Source organism: Mycobacterium colombiense (assembly GCF_001953985.1).
In the GTDB taxonomy this organism is placed as follows: Bacteria; Actinomycetota; Actinomycetes; order Mycobacteriales; family Mycobacteriaceae; genus Mycobacterium; species Mycobacterium colombiense_B.
The window spans coordinates 74733-93548 of sequence record NZ_MBEI01000078.1; the positions used below are offsets into that span (position 1 = coordinate 74733).

Below are 18816 nucleotides of genomic sequence, written 5' to 3' on the forward strand. Positions count from 1 at the left end.
GGAACACCATGACCGATGCAGCGAGCAAACCCAATCTCGGCCGGTTCGGATCGTTCGGACGCGGCGTCACACCCGAACAGGCCAGGGACATCGAAGCGCTGGGCTACGGCGCCGTATGGGTCGGCGGTTCACCGCCCGCCGAGCTGGCCTGGGTCGAGCCCCTCCTGGAGGCGACGACGACGCTGCAGGTGGGCACCGGCATCGTCAACATCTGGACCGCGGCCGCCGAGCCGGTGGCCGAATCCTTCCACCGCATCGACAAGGCCTACCCGGGCCGGTTCCTGCTGGGCATCGGCGTCGGCCATCCCGAGGCGCACACCGAATACCGCAAGCCCTACGACGCCCTGGTCGACTACCTCAAGCAGCTCGACGACTACGGCGTACCCGCCAACCGCCGGGTGGTGGCTGCGCTGGGCCCGCGCGTGCTCAAGCTGTCCGCGGAACGCTCGGCCGGGGCGCACCCCTACCTGACCACCCCGGAACACACCGCGAAGGCCCGCGAACTCATCGGGCCGTCGGCGTTCCTGGCACCCGAGCACAAGGCGATCCTGACCACCGACGCCGAGAAGGCCCGGGCCGTCGGGCGCAAGGCGCTCGACGTCTATTTCAACCTCGCCAACTACCGAAACAACTGGAAGCGGCTGGGTTTCACCGAGGACGAGGTCACCCGGCCGGGCAGCGACCGCCTGGTGGACGCGGTGGTGGCGTATGGCACCGTGGACCAGATCGCGGCGCGCCTCAAAGAACACCTCGACGCCGGCGCCGATCACGTTCCCGTGCAGGTCCTGACGAAGGATGAAAACCTGGTCTCGGCGCTGGCCGAACTGGCGGGGCCACTGGGGTTGAAGCAGTCCTGACATGTCGTAGGGGGAGCCAGATGACCGAGGGAGTTTCACTCAAGCCCGACCTGAGCCGGTTCGGCGTCTGGTTAGCCACCCGATCGATCTCCCCCGAGGTGGCCTCGGGCATCGAATCGCTGGGCTACGGCGCGGCCTGGATCGGTGGATCACCGGACGCCGATCTGTCCTGGGCCGACCCGGCCCTGGCGGGGACGGCGTCGCTGCAGCTGGCCACCGGGATCGTCAACATCTGGACGGCGCCCGCACCGGAAGTCGCCGAGTCCTTCCACCGGATCGAATCAGGCCATCCGGGAAGGTTTTTGCTGGGTGTCGGGGTGGGTCACCCGGAGCACACGCAAGAATACGTGAAGCCCTACGACACCCTGGACTCCTATCTCGACGAACTCGACGCGGCCCTGGTGCCGACCAGCCGGCGGGTGGTCGCGGCGCTCGGGCCGCGGGTGCTGGGCCTCGCCGCGCGGCGCAGCGCCGGTGCGCACCCGTATCTGACCACGCCGGAACACACCGCCAAGGCGCGCGATTTGCTCGGCGGCGCAGTGTATTTGGCGCCCGAGCACAAGGTGGTGCTCACCACCGACGCGGAGGAGGCCCGCGCGATCGGGCGCCAGACCGTCGAGTTCTACCTGGGCCTGAGCAACTACGTGAACAACTAGCTGCGGCTGGGGTTCACCGAAGCCGACGTGCACAAGCCCGGCAGCGACAAGCTGATCGACGCGGTGGTCGCCTACGGCACCCCGGAGGACATCGCGCGTCGGTTGAATGAACATCTGGAGGCCGGAGCCGATCACGTGGCGATCCAGGTGCTGGGCGGCCACGACGAAGAAACGCTGCTACCTGCGCTAAGTGAATTGGCCGGACCTCTGGGGCTAACTCGCGCAAACTGAACGATCGGCTCCGTTAGGGTTTGGGCATGCGGTTACTGGTCACCGGCGGCGCTGGATTCATCGGCGCCAACTTTGTGCACAGCACGGTCCGCGAACACCCCGAGGATTCCGTGACGGTGCTCGACGCCCTGACCTATGCGGGTCGGCGCGAGTCACTGGCCGACCTCGAGGACTCGATAGAGCTGGTCGTCGGTGACATCACCGACGCCGAACTGGTGTCGCGGCTGGTCGCCGAATCCGACGCGGTGGTGCATTTCGCGGCGGAGAGCCACGTCGACAACGCACTGGACAGCCCCGAGCCGTTCCTGCACACCAACGTCGTCGGCACCTTCACCATCCTCGAGGCGGTGCGACGTTACGGCGTGCGGCTGCACCACATCTCGACCGACGAGGTCTACGGCGACCTGGAGCTCGACGACCCGCAGCGGTTCACCGAGGCGACGCCCTATAACCCGTCCAGTCCGTATTCGGCGACCAAAGCCGCCGCCGACATGTTGGTGCGGGCCTGGGTGCGCTCGTATGGGGTGCGCGCGACGATCTCGAACTGTTCCAACAATTACGGGCCGTATCAGCACGTCGAGAAGTTCATCCCGCGCCAGATCACCAATGTGCTCACCGGCCGGCGGCCCAAGCTGTACGGCGCCGGCGCCAACGTCCGCGACTGGATTCACGTCGACGACCACAACAGCGCGGTGCGGCGCATCCTGGACAAGGGCGAGATCGGGCGCACCTACCTGATCAGCTCCGAGGGCGAGCGCGACAACCTGACCGTGCTGCGCACGCTGCTGCAGATGATGGGCCGCGAGCCCGACGATTTCGACCACGTCACCGACCGCGTCGGCCATGATTTGCGTTACGCCATCGACCCGTCGACGCTGTATGACGAATTATGTTGGGCGCCAAAGCATACCGACTTCGAGGAGGGGCTGCGTGCCACCATTGACTGGTATCGCGCAAACGAATCGTGGTGGCGTCCGTTGAAAGACGCCTCGGAAGCCCGCTACGAAGAACGTGGGCAGTAGCGTGGAAGTTCGCGAGCTGAAAGTTCCCGGCGCCTGGGAGATCACCCCTACCGTGCACGGCGATTCGCGCGGCCATTTTTTCGAATGGCTCACCGACAAGGGGTTTCGCTCCTTCGCCGGTCATCGCCTGGACGTCCGGCAGGCCAATTGCTCGGTGTCATCGGCCGGCGTGCTGCGCGGACTGCATTTCGCCCAGGTGCCACCGAGCCAGGCCAAGTACGTGACCTGCGTTCGCGGTTCGGTGTTCGACGTCGTCGTCGACATTCGGGTGGGTTCGCCGACGTTCGGGCAATGGGATTCGGTTCTGCTCGACGACACCGATCACCGGACGATCTACCTGTCCGAAGGCCTGGGGCATGGCTTCCTGGCGCTGCAAGACAATTCGACGGTGATGTATCTGTGCTCGGCGGAATACAACCCGCAGCGCGAACACACGATCTGCGCAACAGATCCGGCGCTGGGCATCGACTGGCCGCTGGTGGACGGCGCGCCGCCCAACCTGTCCGACCGCGACGCGGCGGCGCCCAGCCTCGAGGAAGTGCGCGCCTCCGGACTGCTGCCCACCTGGGACGAGACAACGGCATTCATCGACGGTATGCGCGACTGACGTCGCAATATCGGGCGTAGCCAGACACACTCTTAGCCATCGCAATCGGCTGGACGGCCGGTACCCGGGCCCGCGGCACACACCGATTGCCCAGCGCACGCGTCGACTCACCGCCGCGATGTGCTTTATCCCGCAACAACGTTGGACTCACCGCGTGCAAAAACGCGCCGGCCGCCTCACCACCTCGTTAGGCATACCTAAATCAGCGCTGCGTTTGCGGTCACCTGATCCGTCGGATAACGTGAACGGGCCCTTTTCTCCCTTCGAGGGCGCTAAGATTGCGCCGATGATGATGCCGATGATGCCCGATGCGGGTGGCGGGGGACGCCGATGAAGCTAGGGCAGGTTTTCGATCCGCGAAGAAACGCACTGAACGCATGGCGGTTAGCGCTCGCGGCGGAAGTCATCTTCTGGCACACCTACCCGGTTCACGGCCATCTGCCCTCGCTGCGGGCCGTCCTGCAGCTTCTCCTCTCCGTCGGGGTGGACGGGTTCTTCGCGATCTCGGGGTTCCTCATCACCGCGAGCTGGCTGAGCAACCCGAAGCTGCGCGCCTACCTCGCCGCCCGGGCCCTGCGCATCCTGCCCGGCTTCTACGTCTGCATGATCGTGACGGCCTTCGTGTTCGCCCCGCTCAGTGTGGCGCTCCAGGGCGGGTCGCCGACCAAGCTGCTGTTCTCGTTCGCGCCGTTCGAGTACGTCCTGAAAAACATCGCGGTCCTATGGCTCAAGCCCGACGTGGGCGGCACTCCGTTCGACATCCCCAATGCCGGCATCTGGAACGCTTCGCTGTGGTCGCTGTTCTGGGAAGTGATGTGCTATCTGGTCGTCGCCGTCATCGGCGTGGCCGGCCTGGCCAACCGCAGGTGGGTCTCCCCGGTGATATTGGTGGTGGCCGCCATCGGGGCATCCATGATGCCCCCCGTCACCTTCCCCGAGGTGTTCAACAAGCCCACCGGCAACGTGGGCATCGTCATCGTCTTCCTGGCATGCCGGGCCGCGATCATGTTCGCCGCCGGAGCCCTGCTGTATCAGTGGCGCGACGTGATTCCCGCCCGCTGGTCGCTGGTCGCGGTGAGCGTGGTCATCGTGCTGGTGGCCGGCCAGCTGCCGGACTACCGGGTGGTCGCCGCCGTGCCGCTGGCCTACGCCGTCATCGTCTCCGGGTCGCTGTTGCACAACAAGCGATTGAGGTTGCGCACCGACCTGTCCTACGGCATGTACATCTACGCGTATCCGACCCAGCAACTGCTGGCGGTGCTCGGGCTGCTCAGCATGAATCCGATCGTGTTCTGCCTGTCCGTGGCGCTGGCGACGCTGCCGCTGGCCGCGGCGAGTTGGTTCCTGGTCGAAAAGCCGGCGAGGTCGCTCAAGGCACGAGTGAAACGGAGATCGGTCGACTCCCGCGAGCAAGCGGCCATGGCGATGCCGCCGGAGTTCACGGTGCCGCTTAGCCATGATCGCGGCGATGTGAAGGCTCAAGACGCGGCGCTACCGGCAAAGGATCGCAGGGCGGCGACCTGATCACGGCCACCGCCCGCGTCAGCGCCCGTCGACTTTCGGCCCGTACGATGGCGCCGATGACGAGTGGTGTGCAGTGGGCGGAGGCTGGATGAAGCTAGGGCAGGTATTCGATCCGCGAAGAAACGCGCTCAACGCACTTCGGTTGGCGCTCGCGGCCGAGGTGATGCTCTTCCACTCGTGGCCCATCACCGGCCACATGCCTCCGAAGGCGACCCTGCAGCTGTTCTTCTCGGTGGGTGTCGACGGATTCTTCGCGATCTCGGGCTTCCTCATCACCCGGAGCTGGCTCACCGACCCACGACTGCGCGACTATCTCACCGCCCGCGCGCTGCGCATCCTGCCCGGCTTCTACATCTGCCTGCTCGTGACCGCGTTCGTCTTCGCCCCGCTCAGCATGTTGATCCAAGGCGGTTCGGCCACCAAGCTGCTCGCGTCCACCGCCCCGCTCGTGTACGTCGTGAAAAATAGTGCGATCGCTTATCTGCAGCCCACTATCGACGGAACGCTGCACGGCGTGCCGGGTGGACCCGCCTGGAACGGTTCGATGTGGTCGCTGATCTGGGAACTGCTGTGCTACCTCTTCGTTGCCGCTATCGGCGTGGCGGGACTGGCCAACCGCCGCTGGATATCCCCCGCGGTTCTGATAGTGGCGACACTGGCGGCGTTGGTCGTGCCGCCCCTGACATTCCCCGGGGTATGGACCATTCCGCAGCTTGCCGTGCGCTCGGCCATCATGTTCGCGGCCGGAGCCATCATGTACCAGTGGCGCGACGTCATCCCCGCCCGATGGTCGCTCGTCGCCGTCTGCATCGTCATCGTGGCGGCCGCCGGGGTGCTGCCCGATTACCGCGTGGTCGGTGCGCTTCCGCTGGCCTACGCCGTGGTCGTGTCGGGCTCCCTGCTCAAGAGCGAACGGTTGAGGCTGCGCACCGATCTGTCCTACGGCGTCTACATCTACGCATTCCCGGCCCAGCAATTGCTCGCCGTCAGTGGGCTCGCGACGCGCCTGCACCCGGTGCTGTTCTTCCTCATCTCAGTGGCGACCACCCTGCCGCTTGCCGCGGTGAGCTGGTTCCTCATCGAGAAACCCTCGATGTCCCTCAAGCGCCGGCTTCGGATCAAGTGGTCGGCTCCCGTCGCGTCCAGCTCCGACGAGCCCGGGCCTGTCAGCGCCGCTGACGCCCGGACTGACCAGCCGGCTCCCGAGGCCCCGGGCGCCGCCTAGCTTGCGACGGTAGCCACGCTTCCGGTGGCCGCGTTGAGCTGGCACCTGATCGAGCAGCCCGTGATGTCGCTCAAGTCGCGGCTGTTGAGGAAGTGGTCTGACCGCCTCGAAGCCGAAGGCGTCCCCCAAGCCCCCACAGCACCACCGTGGCCACCTCGGCCGCCACGCTGACGGCCGCGTACGGTGCGGGCTCCCAGCCCCGCTCGGAGAAGCCGGACAGGCCGACGGTGCGCGACAAGACGAACGCGACCAGGGAGCCGGCCGCCACCGCGGCACCGGCCCAGCGCAGCCAGGCGGGACCGCCGAGAAGGATCAGCAGCGCGATCGCGAACGAAAGGCTGGCCTGGGCCATGAATGCGGGACCGATATCCGGAATGTGTTGGTAGCCATGCACATAGAGGTAGGCGTGGCTGGCGGCGCTGATGATCAACGACACGGCCAGGCCGAGCCGGATCAGGATACTCGTCAAAGTCATTGCAGTGCAGTCTCCTTCAAGGCCAGGGCGGCCTCTCCCTTGGTGTAGCTGACCTCGCGGATGCCCAGCGCATCGCGCAGCTTGCCGGCCGGCAGCGTCACCGGCTTGGGCGCGGGACCGTCGCCCGGTCGTGGCAGCGGGTACGCGGTGGTGGTGCCGCTGTAGAACGTGACGTTGTCTTCTGTCTTGGAGAACAGTTGGTGGACATGGCCGTTGAGGCACGTGACCGAGGAGAATCGCCGCAGGTAGCTGAGCGCCTGGGTGGCGTCGTCGGTGCCCCAGCCCCATTGCGGGTACATCGCGAACAGCGGGATGTGACTGAACACGATGACGGGGGTGTCGCTGGAAAGACGCGCGACGTCCTTCTTGACGAACTCCAGCTGATCGGCACCCAGATGCCCGAGCTTGCGCAGATTCAGCGTGTTGACCAACGCGATCAGGTGCACGCCGGCGATGTCAAGGCTGTACCACCCGTCGCCAACGGAGCCGGCGCCGAACGTATTTCGGTACTTCTGACCCGCGTCATCGATCGAGTCGTGCTCCCCTGGCACGGTGAACACGTGCGGCGTCTTGAGGCCGGTCATCATCTGCTTCACCTGGTCGAACTGCTCGGGGCTGGACAGATGGGTGAGGTCTCCGGTGTGGATGACGAAATCCGGTGTGTACCCGAGGTTGTTGACCTGATCGATCGCGTGGCGAAACGTTCCGGCGACGTCCGGGTTGGGCGCCCCGGTGAAACCGATATGGCTGTCGCTGATCTGCGCGAACCGCAGGGCGGGCCGGCCCGCGGCGTGCTGCGCCTTCGCCTGGCCCGCGACATGCGAGATGACCTCGCCGCCGGTCACGGCGAATCCGACCGCCGCTCCGAACCATGCCGTGTGCCGGATGAGCTGGCGGCGGGTCATGCCGTTCGCCTCGGCACTCATCCCGTCACCACCACGGTGCCGCGCATCATCGGGTGGATCGAGCAGACGTAGTCGAAAGTCCCTGCGGTGGAAAAGGTGTGGGTGAAGGTGGCTCCGGTTCCCATGCCGGGTGAATGAAACGAACCGTCGCTGGCGGCCACCGTATGGGGTTCTTCGTCGCGATTGGTCCACGTGACGGTGGTCCCGGCGGGCACGGTCAAGGTCACCGGCGCGAACGCGAAGCCGTCGATGGTGACCTGGTCGCCGCGCACCGGAGCCGCCGGCGCGGTGATCGACATTCCGGTGGTGGGCGCGGGGGTGGTCGCCGCCGGCCGTGACTGGGAGCAGCCGACCAACAGCAGCACACAGGCGGCCGCCATGGCCGCCGAATGCCTTCGAAGCATGGGGATATCCATGCCCAGAGATAGGGCGGTGGGTTACACCCCTCAGGCCGGCCGCTCGGTGTGCGGCGGGGCGAATACCTCGATGACCCCGTTGACCTCGCGAACCATCAATGCGGGCAACGGCTTCGGCACGATCGGCAGCTGGTGGGTGAGCACCTGCCCGCTGGGCGAGAACGACGTGGTGTGGCAGGGGCAGCGCAGCGTGTCGTCGGGGGCGTCGAACCACAGCTTGCAGCCCTGATGGGTACACACCCCAGAGATCGCCTGGATTTTGCCGTCGACGCGGCGGACGAATCCGGTGACCGAGCCGAGGTCGAAGGCGCGCATCGCGCCATCGGGCACATCCGAGCCGGCCGCGACGCGCTGCCAGCTGCCCTCGTTGGGCGTGAGTTGCCCGGCGGCGACCTCGGGGGCCCGACCGTCGCCGGTTCGCCCCGCGATCAGTGTGCGATCGACGGACACCGCGGCGACCGCGGCGGTCGCGGCGGCCGACGTGCCGACGATGACCTGACGGCGCGTGCTGCCGCGCGCCTGCGGCGTTTCCGTTGGCGCGCCGGACATCTGCTCGGCGATACGGCGGTGCAGGTCCGTGACGAATTGCTGGCGCGGCGCGTCACCGCCCTCGCGGGCAGCGCGCAGCTCGATGGCCGTGCGCAGTTGCGCCGCCTCGAAGTCGTCGGGCGCGAACGGCCTGGGCCGGCGCCCCCGCAACAGGTCGTCGACATAACGTCGCAGCCCTCGCGCATTCATGGCTGCCCCCCATCGTTGACCTGCGCCGCCAGCCGCAGGGCACGGTGCTGGAGCACTTTGGCATTGGCCACGCTGATCCCGAGTTCCGCGGCTGACTCCTTGATCGAATTGCCCTGCAGGAAGCGCGATTCCAGGATCTGGCGGTAGCGGTCCGGCAGGCTGTCCAGAACCCGGGCAACTCGCTGCGGCGCGGTGCTGATCGCATCCTGGCTGTCGGCGGGTTGTTCGATGTCCTCGATCGAGGTTATCTCCCGGCCCAGCGTCTCGCGCCAGTGCGCGGCCAGCACCGTCCTGGCCGTCGCCCGCAGGTACGCGCGCACCTCGGCGACGCTCGCGGTCAGCCGCAGCGGCCGCAGCGCGGCGAGGAACACCTCGGCGGTGAGGTCCTCGGCGTCGGTCTGGTTGCCGACGCGCGCGAACAGCGTGCGGTACACCCAGGTCACGTTGTCGGAGTAGACGGCTTCCCAGTTCGGGTAGCCGGCATCGCCATTGTCGGGCACCGCGCGCAGCGGTCGCGGGCCGACGGGTTCGTTTCTTGCCGCCACATGCCTCCTTCACCCGATGAATATCGACTCGGGTTACACGGCCGCCGCGAGTGCGGCTTCGGCCGCCATCAGCTCATCGAGCTTGGTGGCGGTGGCGGAGAAGACGGACTTGGCGATGCCCAGGATCCGCTCCCGCACCCGGGGCTTCGGCATGATGCGGTCGTAGTACGCGCAGATCTCGCCAGCGGTCGCCAGTTCGAAAAGGCCGCGGTTCCAACCCACTTGGTCAATGGCGTCGCTGCCCAGCCGTGACGAGTTGACGCCGTAGAACGCCGAGGGCTGATGCAGCCGCACAAACGGATAGGCCAGGGTCCAGTGCCCACCGGGCGCGTGGTGGCGATCCATCACTACCACGCGGGCCTCCGTCTCGGCGACCAGCGTGTCGATGAACGCCATGCCCATGACGCCCGCACCGACTACCAGGTAGTCGGCCTCGATGGTGTGCATACAGCTGTCAGGCTAGCCCGGTACCCACCTTGCCAAGGGTCGAACAAGGTTACTAGGATATGCAAGTATCCGCTTACGCCCGTCAACCACACTCGAGGGCCCCATGACCACACAGATTCCGCACTTCATCGATGGGCAGCGCACCGCCGGCCAGTCCGGCCGCAGCGCTGACGTCTTCGACCCCAGCACCGGGGGTGTTCAGGCGACGGTGCCCATGGCCGGCCAGGCCGACATCGATGCCGCGGTGGCATCGGCCGTCGAAGCGCAAAAGGGTTGGGCCGCAACAAATCCCCAGCGGCGCGCGCGTGTGATGATGCGCTTCATCGAGCTGGTCAACAAGCACAACGACGAGCTGGCCGAGCTGCTGTCGCGCGAGCACGGCAAGACACTGGCCGACGCCAAGGGTGACATCCAGCGCGGCATCGAGGTCATCGAGTTCTGCATCGGGATCCCCCACCTGCTCAAGGGTGAATACAGCGAGGGCGCCGGCCCGGGCATCGACGTCTACTCGCTGCGCCAGCCCCTGGGCGTGGTCGCCGGCATCACCCCGTTCAACTTCCCTGCGATGATCCCGCTGTGGAAGGCCGGCCCGGCGCTGGCCTGCGGCAACGCGTTCGTGCTCAAGCCCAGCGAGCGGGACCCGTCGGTGCCGGTGCGGCTGGCCGAGCTCTTCGGAGAGGCAGGCCTGCCGCCCGGCGTGTTCCAGGTCGTGCACGGCGACAAGGAGGCCGTCGACGCCATCCTGAACCACCCCGACATCCAGGCGGTCGGGTTCGTCGGCAGCTCCGACATCGCCCAGTACATCTACGCCGGCGCCGCGGCCACGGGCAAGCGCGCGCAGTGCTTCGGCGGCGCCAAGAACCACATGATCGTGATGCCCGATGCCGACCTGGATCAGGCCGTCGACGCCCTGATCGGCGCCGGGTACGGCAGCGCCGGCGAGCGCTGCATGGCGATCAGCGTCGCGGTCCCCGTCGGTGACCAGACGGCCGACCGGCTGCGTGCCCGGCTCATCGAGCGGATCAACAACCTGCGGGTGGGCCACAGCCTCGACCCCAAGGCCGACTACGGTCCGCTGGTGACCGAGGCCGCCGTGGCGCGGGTGCGCGACTACATCACCCAGGGTGTGGACGCGGGAGCCGAGTTGGTCATCGACGGCCGCGAACGGGCCAGCGACGACCTGGCTTTCGGCGACGCCAACCTCGAAGGCGGCTTCTTCATCGGCCCCACCCTGTTCGACCACGTCACCCCTGACATGTCGATCTACACCGACGAGATCTTCGGGCCGGTGTTGTGCATCGTGCGCGCGCACGATTACGAGGAGGCGCTGCGGCTGCCGTCCGAGCACGAATACGGCAACGGCGTGGCGGTTTTCACCCGTGACGGCGACGCGGCCCGCGACTTCGTCTCCCGCGTGCAGGTCGGCATGGTCGGTGTCAACGTGCCGATCCCGGTGCCGGTGGCCTACCACACCTTCGGCGGCTGGAAGCGTTCCGGGTTCGGCGACCTCAACCAGCACGGTCCCTCGTCGATCATCTTCTACACGAAGACCAAGACCGTGACCCAGCGGTGGCCGTCCGGCATCAAAGAAGGTGCCGAATTCGTCATTCCCACAATGGATTAGGTTCGCTGCGTTATGGCTTCATTTACCCTCAACGACGACGAACGGGTGATCACCGAGACGGCCGCCGCGTTCGCCGCCAAGCGCCTCGCCCCGTTCGCCCTGGAATGGGATGCGGCCAAGCATTTCCCGGTCGACGTGCTGCGCGAATCGGCGGAGCTCGGCATGGCGGCGATCTACTGCCGCGAGGACGTCGGCGGCAGCGGACTGCGCCGGCTCGACGGTGTCCGCATCTTCGAGCAGCTGGCCATCGCCGACCCCACCACCGCCGCATTCCTGTCCATTCACAACATGTGCGCGTGGATGATCGACACCTTCGGCACCGCCGAGCAGCGCAAGGACTGGGTCCCGCGGCTGGCGTCGATGGACGTCATCGCCAGCTACTGCCTCACCGAGCCGGGCGCCGGGTCCGACGCCAGCGCGCTGAGCACCCGCGCCGTCAAGCAGGGTGGCGACTATGTGCTGGACGGCGTCAAGCAGTTCATCTCCGGCGCGGGCGCCTCGGACGTCTACGTGGTGATGGCCAGGACCGGCAGCGAGGGGCCGCGGGGTATCTCGGCCTTCGTGGTCGAAAAGGGCACTCCGGGGCTGAGTTTCGGCTCGCTCGAGGAAAAGATGGGCTGGCACGCTCAACCCACCGCGCAGGTGATCCTGGAAGGCGTCCGGGTGCCGGCCGACGCGATGCTGGGCGGCGCCGAGGGCGAGGGCGCCGGATTCGGCATCGCGATGAAGGGCCTCAACGGCGGTCGGCTCAACATCGCCGCGTGCTCACTCGGCGGCGCCCAGGCCGCCGCGGACAAGGCCGGTGCCTATGTTCGCGATCGGCAGGCGTTCGGGTCGTCCCTGCTCGACGAGCCGACCATCCGCTTCACCCTGGCCGACATGGCCACCGGCCTCGAAACCTCGCGAATGATGTTATGGCGGGCGGCCAATGCGCTGGACACTGACGATCCCGACAAGGTCGAGTTGTGTGCGATGGCCAAGCGCTACGTCACCGACACCTGCTTCGAGGTCGCCGACAAAGCCCTGCAGCTGCACGGTGGCTACGGCTACCTGCGCGAGTATGGTCTGGAAAAGATCGTCCGCGACCTGCGGGTGCACCGAATCCTGGAAGGCACCAACGAAATCATGCGGGTGGTCATCGGCCGGGCCGAAGCCGCACGGGTCCGCGCAACCGCATAGACAACCGCATAGAAAGGTCTCCGATGACCGAGCACCTGACGGTGGCCTTCCTGGGCCTGGGCCACATGGGCGGGCCCATGGCGACCAATCTTGTTGCGGCCAAACATGCGGTGCGCGGATTCGATCCCGTCCCCGCGGCGCTGTCCGCGGCGGCCGAGGCCGGCGTCACGGGATTCGACAGCGCCACGGACGCCGTGGCCGGGTCGGACGTGGTGATCACCATGCTGCCCAACGGGGAGCTGGTCAAGCGCTGCTATGCGGAGATCCTGCCCGCCGCGCGGCCCGGCGCGCTGTTCATCGACAGCTCCACGATCTCGGTCAACGACGCCCGCGAGGTACATGCGCTGGCCGAATCGAGCGGCGTCGCGCAGCTGGACGCCCCCGTCTCGGGCGGGGTGAAGGGCGCCGTCGCCGGGACGCTGGCGTTCATGGTGGGCGGCGACGCCGATGCCCTGCAGCGTGCGCGGCCGGTGCTGGAACCCATGGCGGGCAAGGTCATTCACTGCGGCGCGGCCGGAGCCGGACAGGCCGCCAAGGTGTGCAACAACATGGTGCTGGCGGTGCAGCAGATCGCGATCGGCGAGGCCTTCATCCTGGCCGAGAAGCTCGGGTTGTCCGCCCAATCGCTGTTCGACGTCATCACCGGGGCGACCGGCAACTGCTGGGCGGTGCACACCAACTGCCCTGTGCCGGGCCCGGTCCCGACGTCCCCGGCCAACAACGACTTCAAGCCCGGATTTGCCACCGCGCTGATGAACAAGGACCTCGGCCTGGCGATGGATGCGGTGTCGTCCAGCGGTGCTGTGGCGCCGCTGGGCACACACGCGGCCGAGATCTACGCGGAATTCGCCGCCGAGCACGCCGATAAGGACTTCAGCGCCGTCATCGAGATGCTGCGCGGCTGATGCCACGTCACGAAGGAGCATTCGATGATTGAGGTGCTGCCCGATATGCCCGCGGGCGTGGCCGGCATCCGCGTGTCCGGCCGCCTGCGCGGCGAGGATCTAAGGGAATTCAAACCCACGATGGAAGACCTGCTGAAGGGCCGCGAGATCCGGATCGTGGAAGTCATCGCGTCCGATTACGAAGGCTTCGGACCCGGCGGGCTGGTCGAGGACCTCAAGCTGGGGCTCGGCGCCGTTTTCACGCATCACTCGGCGTTCAAACGCATCGCGGTCGTGTCCGACAAGGAATGGGTCGCCCATACCCTGCACGCGCTGGCGTGGATGGCCCCGGGGGAACTCGCCGTGTTCTCACTCGACGAGCTCGAGCGCGCCAAGGAATGGGCCGCCGGCTGAGCTGCTGCGAAACTTACTGAGCCAGAACGTGTTTCACGGCCCGCTCAGAAGTCGCCGGCGTTGCGCCGCAACGTCTCGATCGTCGACGCCAGGTCCTGCGATTCGGCGTCGGTCATGCCGATGTCGGCGAAGACCTGCTTGTTGAGGGTGACGGTGGCGTCCTCGACGGTGGAGCGTCCCAGCTCGGTGATCTGCACCAGCGTGGTGCGCCCGTCGGTGGGGTGCGGCACCCGCTGCACCAGCCCGTCGGCCTCCAGCCGGCGGATTGCGTGGGTCACGCTGGTGACGTGGACCTGCAACCGGTCGGAGGCCTTGGTGATCGGCAGCGCCCCGGTCCGGCTGAAGGCCAGCAGCCGCAGCAATTCGTACCGCGAGAAGCTCAGGTCGTAGGGGCGCAGCGCCGTCTCGACGCGGGCCAGCAGAATCTGGTGCGCGCGCATCACCGAGGTCACCGCGACCATGCCCGGTGCCACGTCGCCCCACCCGGCGCGCTCCCAATTGGCGCGCGCCGCCGCGATCGGATCACGCTTGTCCGGTTGTGATTGCGCCACGCCCCTTCTTACCGCACTTGGCGCCCGAGCGTGGCCTTTCCCAACGCCGACAGCACCGCCGTCGTCGATGCGCGCCCGCCCACGGTGATCCGTGCGCCACCGTCCGCGTAGTACCGCACGCGCGGACCGCTGTCGCCGAAAACCTCACGCCAGGGCCGAGACTGCCGCCCGCTGGACGGCAGATACGTGAAATTCGCATGCGCATCGGTGGTGTAGATCCCCATCGCGCTCAGGTGCATCCGGAGATAGCGGCGTTCGGCGGTGATCAGCCGGATCCGCCGCAGCAGTTCGTCTTCGGCGCCATAAGACGCCGCGACGGCAAGCAGACTGGTGATCGCGATGCCGAACGGCAGCTGCTGGGACCACAGCATCGCGGCCAGCTCGCGCGAGGCCACCGCGTACCCGATCCGCAGCCCGGCCAGACCATAGGCTTTGGAGAAGGTCCGCACCACCACCACATTGGGGAATCGCGCGACCAATGCCGCCACGTCGAAACGGTGCTCGGCGGCGGCGAACTCGATGTAGGCCTCGTCGAGCAGCACGACGGTGTCGCGCGGCACCCGGCGGAGGAACCGGCGGACGGCGGCCGTGGGCTCAAGCGTGCCGGTCGGGTTGTGCGGCCGGCACACCACCACCACGCGGGCCTGCGCGGCCGCCTCGGCCAGCGCGTCGAGATCGTTGTGGCCGCTGTCGTCCAGCGGAACGAGCGACGGATTCAGCCGCGCCATCTGCGCGACGATCGGATAACCGTCGAATGTCGGCGAGGACATCGCCAGCGTGTCCCCCGGCGTGGTCAACGCCTGCAGGGCCTGCAACACCACCCCCGTCGCCCCGGCGCCCAGCACCACCCGGTCGGCGGGCACACCGATATGGGCGGCGATCACCTGGCGCAACCGCTCCGGCAGGAACTCCGGATACCGGTTCGCCGCGCAGACCGACCGAATCAACGCCGAACGCACCGCCGGCAGCGGCGGAAAGGGATTCTCGTTGAGCGACAAGGCGAACGGATCCACCGCATTGGGCAGGGCGTCGCACATCTCGCCGGACATCAGCGGTGGAGCGGGTTGCATCAGCCTCGCCCGCCCCAGCGCACCGCGGCGGCCCCCGCGAAGTCACCGGCGTGCGCGAACGCCGCCATCATGACCACCTGCCCGGCCTCGAGCTGGCCGTCGGATATCGCGCGGTCCAGGTTGATCGGGATCCCGGCGCCGAACAGGTTGCCGCACTCCTCGAAGGTGTCGCGATGGCGGTGCGCGGGCAACTCGAGCGCGTCACGCCAATTGCGCAGAAAGGCCCGGTTCGGCTGGTTGGTGACCAGCAGGTCGATGTCCTTGGCGGCCATACCGATTCGATCGCACACCGCCAGCGCGACCTCGGGGACCTGCCGGTTGCCGCGGGCCAGCACCTTGGTGATCTTGCTTTCGGTGAAGCCGATGCTGCCCTCGCCGGCGCCGGCCTGCCACCACTTGCGCGGCGGGTCGTAGGAAAGCGTCATCTCGCCCGCGTACTCGCCGAAGGTGCGGCACTCGACATCCAGGATGGGCGACTGCTCGCCCACCGTGACCAAGCCCACCGCGGCGCCGTCGCCCGGCACCGCCGACTGCGCCTTGCGGCGAATCGTCGGCTGATCGAAGAATTGGCCGGCCGCGTTCTGCGCGATGGCGATGAGCGCGGTGCGTCCCTCACCCGCCGCCAATAACTTGCGGGCCACGTTGAGCGCCAACACAAATGCCGCGCAGCCGCCGTTATTGAGGTCGAGCACCCAGGACGGCCGCATGCCCAGCCGATGCGCGATGCCACCGCCTTGGCCGTAGAACGCCATGTCGGGTACCTGAGTGTGGGTGATCAGCACGTCGGCGCCCTCGACCACGTCATGTCCGTGCCGCTCGATCAGGCCCTGGGCCGCGCGTTCGATCATGTCGATGGAACTCTCGTCCGCGGCGACGTGATGGCGAAACTTCGGGGCGCGAAACATCACGTTGTCACGCAGGTCATCGGATTCGGCGAATTGCGCGTAGTAGTCGGCCGGGATCGGCTCGCCCGGCAGATACGTGGCGACGTCGATCAGGCTGACGCTCGGCTTACCCATGGTGCGCTCACCTCATCCATACCGGCGTCACGGGCAGCCCGTTGCGGTGGCGGTATTCGGCGATCGCCTTGAGGTTGCGCATCTCCAGCAGGTGACCGGCGCCGAACATGTCCCAGAAGTCGCCGACCCATACCGGTCGCTGGGCGGGCGCGGTCTCCGGGTACGGGTTGTGGTCGTAGAACGGGTGGTGGCAATTGGTCCACAGCACAACCGATCCCGGCGTGTCGAGGACGCTCTGGGCGTCGATGACGCGCATCAGGTAGATCATCCACAGGTGCTTGCCCTGATCCCAGGCGCAGTGGTAATCCACGGTCCGCGCCTGTGCGTTGGCGACGGTACGGGTGTAGATCTCGGTTTCCTTGCCGAGCCGGTCGTGGGCCAGCCACAACCCGGGTTCGTCCGTGGCGGTGAAGCCGCGCAGGCTGTATGTCCACTCCTCCAGGCTGCGGGTGTCGGCCATGTACTCGAACAACTCGTCGGGTGGACAGTCGATGTAATCGTTGACGGTGCAGTACTGTCCGAAGACCTGATCGTGCGGGTACACCGAGCGCATCATGTCCATGATGATCGGCGTGGCCTTCTCCCTGGGGCTGGTTTCGATGCGGATGACCCCGTCGATGAGGACGGGGATGTCCTCAAGCGCTGGCAGCGACATTGTTCTGAATCTCCTTGTTGAATGAAACCTGGTTCACCGCGCCGTCTTTCGATGCCGCAGCGGTGAGAAATGGGGCGAATGGCGGGATCTCGTCAGCGGCGCACTCGACGCTGATCACCGCCGGCCCGTCGATACCGAGTGCGGTGTGCATCGCCGCGGCGAGCCCATCGGCGTCACTGACGTCCACCGACGTCAGGCTCGGGAACATCGCCGCCAGACCCGCGCCGAGCCAGCTCGGGCGAAAACGGTTGTAGCTGTAGATGTCGTCGTAGAACAGTTGCTCGCGGGTCACACACATGGCATGTGCGTTGTTGTTGAACAGTACGAACGTCATCGGTAGCCGGTATTGCAGGGCGGTGTGCACCTCCATGCCGTGCATGAAGAACGCGCCGTCGCCGGCGATCACCACGGTGCGGCCGCCGGGCCGGCCACTGTTGGCGCGCCCGAACGACATTCCGATCCCGGCGCCGAAGCTGTAGCCCATGCCGCCCATGCCGAGTGCGACGACGAACCTGCCGCCGCGGCGCGCCGGGAGGTAGTGGATCGCCGCAGCGCCGGTGTTGCCGGCGTCGACCACGATGTCGGCGCCGTCGGGCAGGACACCGTCCAGCACCGCCATCGCGTCGCGGTACCGCAGACCCGGCCCGGCACAGGGCGGCGGCCTTAATTCGGTCCGCCGCAGCGTGTCCGGCACCCGCACCTTGGCGGGCCGTCCCGGGCCGGACAGCGCCTGGGTCAGCATGCGCAGCGAGCCGCGCAGGTCGTCGGTGTGCACGTGTGGGCAGGGAACATACGGCGGCGCCGACCCGAGCGAGACCGTCGGCACCGCCGCCAGAGCGTCGTCCAGCCCGGTGCGCGCGGTGACCGACAGGCGCGTGCCGACGACCAGGCACACGGCGCTGCCGGCCACCGCTTCAACCACACCCGGGTGACCCATGACGCCGGTCACCCCGAGCGCGGACGACGATCCGAGACCGCGTGTACCGGCGACGTCTTTGGCGTCGGGCACGGTGGCCACCCGCGCCCGCAACACCGCGCGCAGGGCTTCGAGCTCGACGCGGGCGTCGTCGCGGGCGACCTGCTCGCCGACGATGATGGTCACCGGGCCACTGGCCTCGCGCAGCATTTCGGCGATCGCGGCCGGGTTGCCGATGGGACGCAGGCCATCGACCGGCCTCCCGTTCTGGGCACATTCCAAAATCGCCTGCTGAATGTCCTTGGGCAGCAACAACACCGCCGGACCGCCGGTAAGCGCCGCGGCGATGGCCCGGGGCAGAACCGAAACGATGTCGGCCGGCCTGCGCAGCCGCCGGCAGAACACCGATACCGCCGAGAACAGCGCCTCGGCGTTCAGCGATCCGTTCGCGCCGCTGGTGTCCTGGAAGCTGCCCTGGCCGTCCATCGTGATGGCGGGCTGGCCGACCAGCGCCAGCACCGGGACCCGGCTGGTAAACGACTCGCCGAGGCCGGCGACGAGATTCAGCGCTCCCCCACCCGAGGTCGCGGCGACCACACCCAGGCCGGCCCCGCTCCGGCTGTACCCGTCGGCCATGGTGGCCGCGGAAAACTCGTGCTTGGCCAGCACCGCGTTGATGTCGGGGTGAAAGTACGCGGCGTCGTACACGTCCTCGATGTTGGCGCCATCCACACCGAAGACGTGGTCGACTCCGATTGCCGCTAGGTGTTCGACGATATGGTCGACCACCCGGTACTTGCCGGGCATGCCTGAAGAAACGAGGTAGCGGCCCGGTCGGTTCATTGTCGTTCGTGAA

Annotated in this window: 19 protein-coding genes and 2 pseudogenes; 10 read left to right on the plus strand and 11 right to left on the minus strand. The window is 67.4% G+C overall.

Going from position 1 to position 18816, the window contains the following annotated elements; translation table 11 throughout:
- Window positions 1–8 precede the first annotated feature (8 nt).
- From A5732_RS23810 to A5732_RS23835, 6 genes and pseudogenes are all read left to right on the plus strand, one after another.
- Window positions 9–857 (plus strand): LLM class F420-dependent oxidoreductase, encoded by an 849-nt coding sequence (locus A5732_RS23810; protein WP_076103465.1) that lies wholly within the window; start codon window positions 9–11, stop codon window positions 855–857.
- Between the two features lie 20 nt (window positions 858–877).
- Window positions 878–1744, plus strand: a pseudogene (locus A5732_RS23815) (LLM class F420-dependent oxidoreductase).
- 26 nt (window positions 1745–1770) lie between these two features.
- Window positions 1771–2766, plus strand: a complete 996-nt coding sequence (rfbB, locus tag A5732_RS23820) for a dTDP-glucose 4,6-dehydratase (protein ID WP_076103466.1) — start codon at window positions 1771–1773, stop codon at window positions 2764–2766.
- A 1-nt stretch (window position 2767) separates the two neighbouring features.
- A complete protein-coding gene (gene rfbC, locus A5732_RS23825; RefSeq protein ID WP_064950313.1) occupies window positions 2768–3373 on the plus strand; it encodes a dTDP-4-dehydrorhamnose 3,5-epimerase in 606 nt (201 codons plus the stop codon).
- A gap of 330 nt (window positions 3374–3703) precedes the next feature.
- On the plus strand, window positions 3704–4897 hold the full coding sequence (locus A5732_RS23830) for an acyltransferase family protein (RefSeq protein WP_076052028.1): 1194 nt from the start codon (window positions 3704–3706) through the stop codon (window positions 4895–4897).
- Window positions 4898–4985: 88 nt separating this feature from the next.
- Complete coding sequence (locus tag A5732_RS23835) at window positions 4986–6122, plus strand: acyltransferase family protein (RefSeq protein ID WP_076103498.1); 1137 nt, start codon at window positions 4986–4988, stop codon at window positions 6120–6122.
- Between the two features lie 70 nt (window positions 6123–6192).
- On the opposite strand, the gene A5732_RS23840 is transcribed toward A5732_RS23835, so the two are convergent.
- The 6 genes and pseudogenes from A5732_RS23840 to A5732_RS23865 form a co-directional block, all read right to left on the minus strand.
- On the minus strand, window positions 6193–6597 hold the full coding sequence (locus A5732_RS23840) for a hypothetical protein (protein WP_076052026.1): 405 nt from the start codon (window positions 6595–6597) through the stop codon (window positions 6193–6195).
- A complete protein-coding gene (locus A5732_RS23845) occupies window positions 6594–7523 on the minus strand; it encodes a metallophosphoesterase family protein (RefSeq protein ID WP_076103467.1) in 930 nt (309 codons plus the stop codon). The genes A5732_RS23840 and A5732_RS23845 overlap by 4 nt, the downstream gene beginning before the upstream one ends.
- Window positions 7520–7918 (minus strand): cupredoxin domain-containing protein, encoded by a 399-nt coding sequence (locus tag A5732_RS23850; RefSeq protein WP_076052024.1) that lies wholly within the window; start codon window positions 7916–7918, stop codon window positions 7520–7522. Before A5732_RS23850 ends, A5732_RS23845 begins: the two co-directional genes overlap by 4 nt.
- 30 nt (window positions 7919–7948) lie before the next feature.
- Window positions 7949–8656 carry a Rieske (2Fe-2S) protein gene (locus A5732_RS23855; protein WP_076103468.1) on the minus strand — a complete coding sequence of 236 codons (708 nt, stop codon included), beginning with the start codon at window positions 8654–8656 and terminating at the stop codon, window positions 7949–7951.
- Complete coding sequence (locus tag A5732_RS23860; RefSeq protein ID WP_076103469.1) at window positions 8653–9201, minus strand: RNA polymerase sigma factor; 549 nt, start codon at window positions 9199–9201, stop codon at window positions 8653–8655. Before A5732_RS23860 ends, A5732_RS23855 begins: the two co-directional genes overlap by 4 nt.
- A 150-nt stretch (window positions 9202–9351) precedes the next feature.
- Window positions 9352–9648 (minus strand): annotated as a pseudogene (locus A5732_RS23865) (NAD(P)-binding protein); the annotation flags it as partial.
- Window positions 9649–9751: 103 nt separating this feature from the next.
- Between A5732_RS23865 and A5732_RS23870 the strand changes: the two are divergent.
- From A5732_RS23870 to A5732_RS23885, 4 genes are read left to right on the plus strand one after another with little or no spacing between them, the layout of a single operon-like run.
- Window positions 9752–11272 carry a CoA-acylating methylmalonate-semialdehyde dehydrogenase gene (locus A5732_RS23870; RefSeq protein ID WP_076052021.1) on the plus strand — a complete coding sequence of 507 codons (1521 nt, stop codon included), beginning with the start codon at window positions 9752–9754 and terminating at the stop codon, window positions 11270–11272.
- Between the two features lie 12 nt (window positions 11273–11284).
- A complete protein-coding gene (locus tag A5732_RS23875; protein ID WP_076103470.1) occupies window positions 11285–12451 on the plus strand; it encodes an acyl-CoA dehydrogenase family protein in 1167 nt (388 codons plus the stop codon).
- Between the two features lie 23 nt (window positions 12452–12474).
- Window positions 12475–13356: a 3-hydroxyisobutyrate dehydrogenase gene (mmsB, locus tag A5732_RS23880; RefSeq protein ID WP_076052019.1), complete on the plus strand. Its 882-nt coding sequence runs from the start codon at window positions 12475–12477 to the stop codon at window positions 13354–13356.
- A gap of 24 nt (window positions 13357–13380) precedes the next feature.
- Entirely contained in the window at window positions 13381–13749 is a 369-nt protein-coding gene (locus tag A5732_RS23885) for an STAS/SEC14 domain-containing protein (RefSeq protein ID WP_076103471.1), read from the plus strand.
- A 44-nt stretch (window positions 13750–13793) separates the two neighbouring features.
- On the opposite strand, the gene A5732_RS23890 is transcribed toward A5732_RS23885, so the two are convergent.
- Genes A5732_RS23890 through A5732_RS23910 form a run of 5 tightly spaced genes read right to left on the minus strand, consistent with a single transcriptional unit; the run spans window position 13794 to window position 18767 of the window.
- Entirely contained in the window at window positions 13794–14300 is a 507-nt protein-coding gene (locus tag A5732_RS23890; protein WP_064950267.1) for a MarR family transcriptional regulator, read from the minus strand.
- Window positions 14301–14308: 8 nt separating this feature from the next.
- Entirely contained in the window at window positions 14309–15370 is a 1062-nt protein-coding gene (locus A5732_RS23895) for a pyridoxal phosphate-dependent aminotransferase (protein ID WP_076103472.1), read from the minus strand.
- On the minus strand, window positions 15370–16389 hold the full coding sequence (locus A5732_RS23900; RefSeq protein WP_076103473.1) for a 3-oxoacyl-ACP synthase III family protein: 1020 nt from the start codon (window positions 16387–16389) through the stop codon (window positions 15370–15372). The genes A5732_RS23895 and A5732_RS23900 overlap by 1 nt, the downstream gene beginning before the upstream one ends.
- 7 nt (window positions 16390–16396) lie before the next feature.
- Window positions 16397–17044: an SRPBCC family protein gene (locus A5732_RS23905; protein ID WP_076103474.1), complete on the minus strand. Its 648-nt coding sequence runs from the start codon at window positions 17042–17044 to the stop codon at window positions 16397–16399.
- Window positions 17025–18767, minus strand: a complete 1743-nt coding sequence (locus A5732_RS23910) for a thiamine pyrophosphate-binding protein (RefSeq protein WP_171975090.1) — start codon at window positions 18765–18767, stop codon at window positions 17025–17027. The genes A5732_RS23905 and A5732_RS23910 overlap by 20 nt, the downstream gene beginning before the upstream one ends.
- Between the last annotated feature and the right edge of the window lie 49 nt (window positions 18768–18816).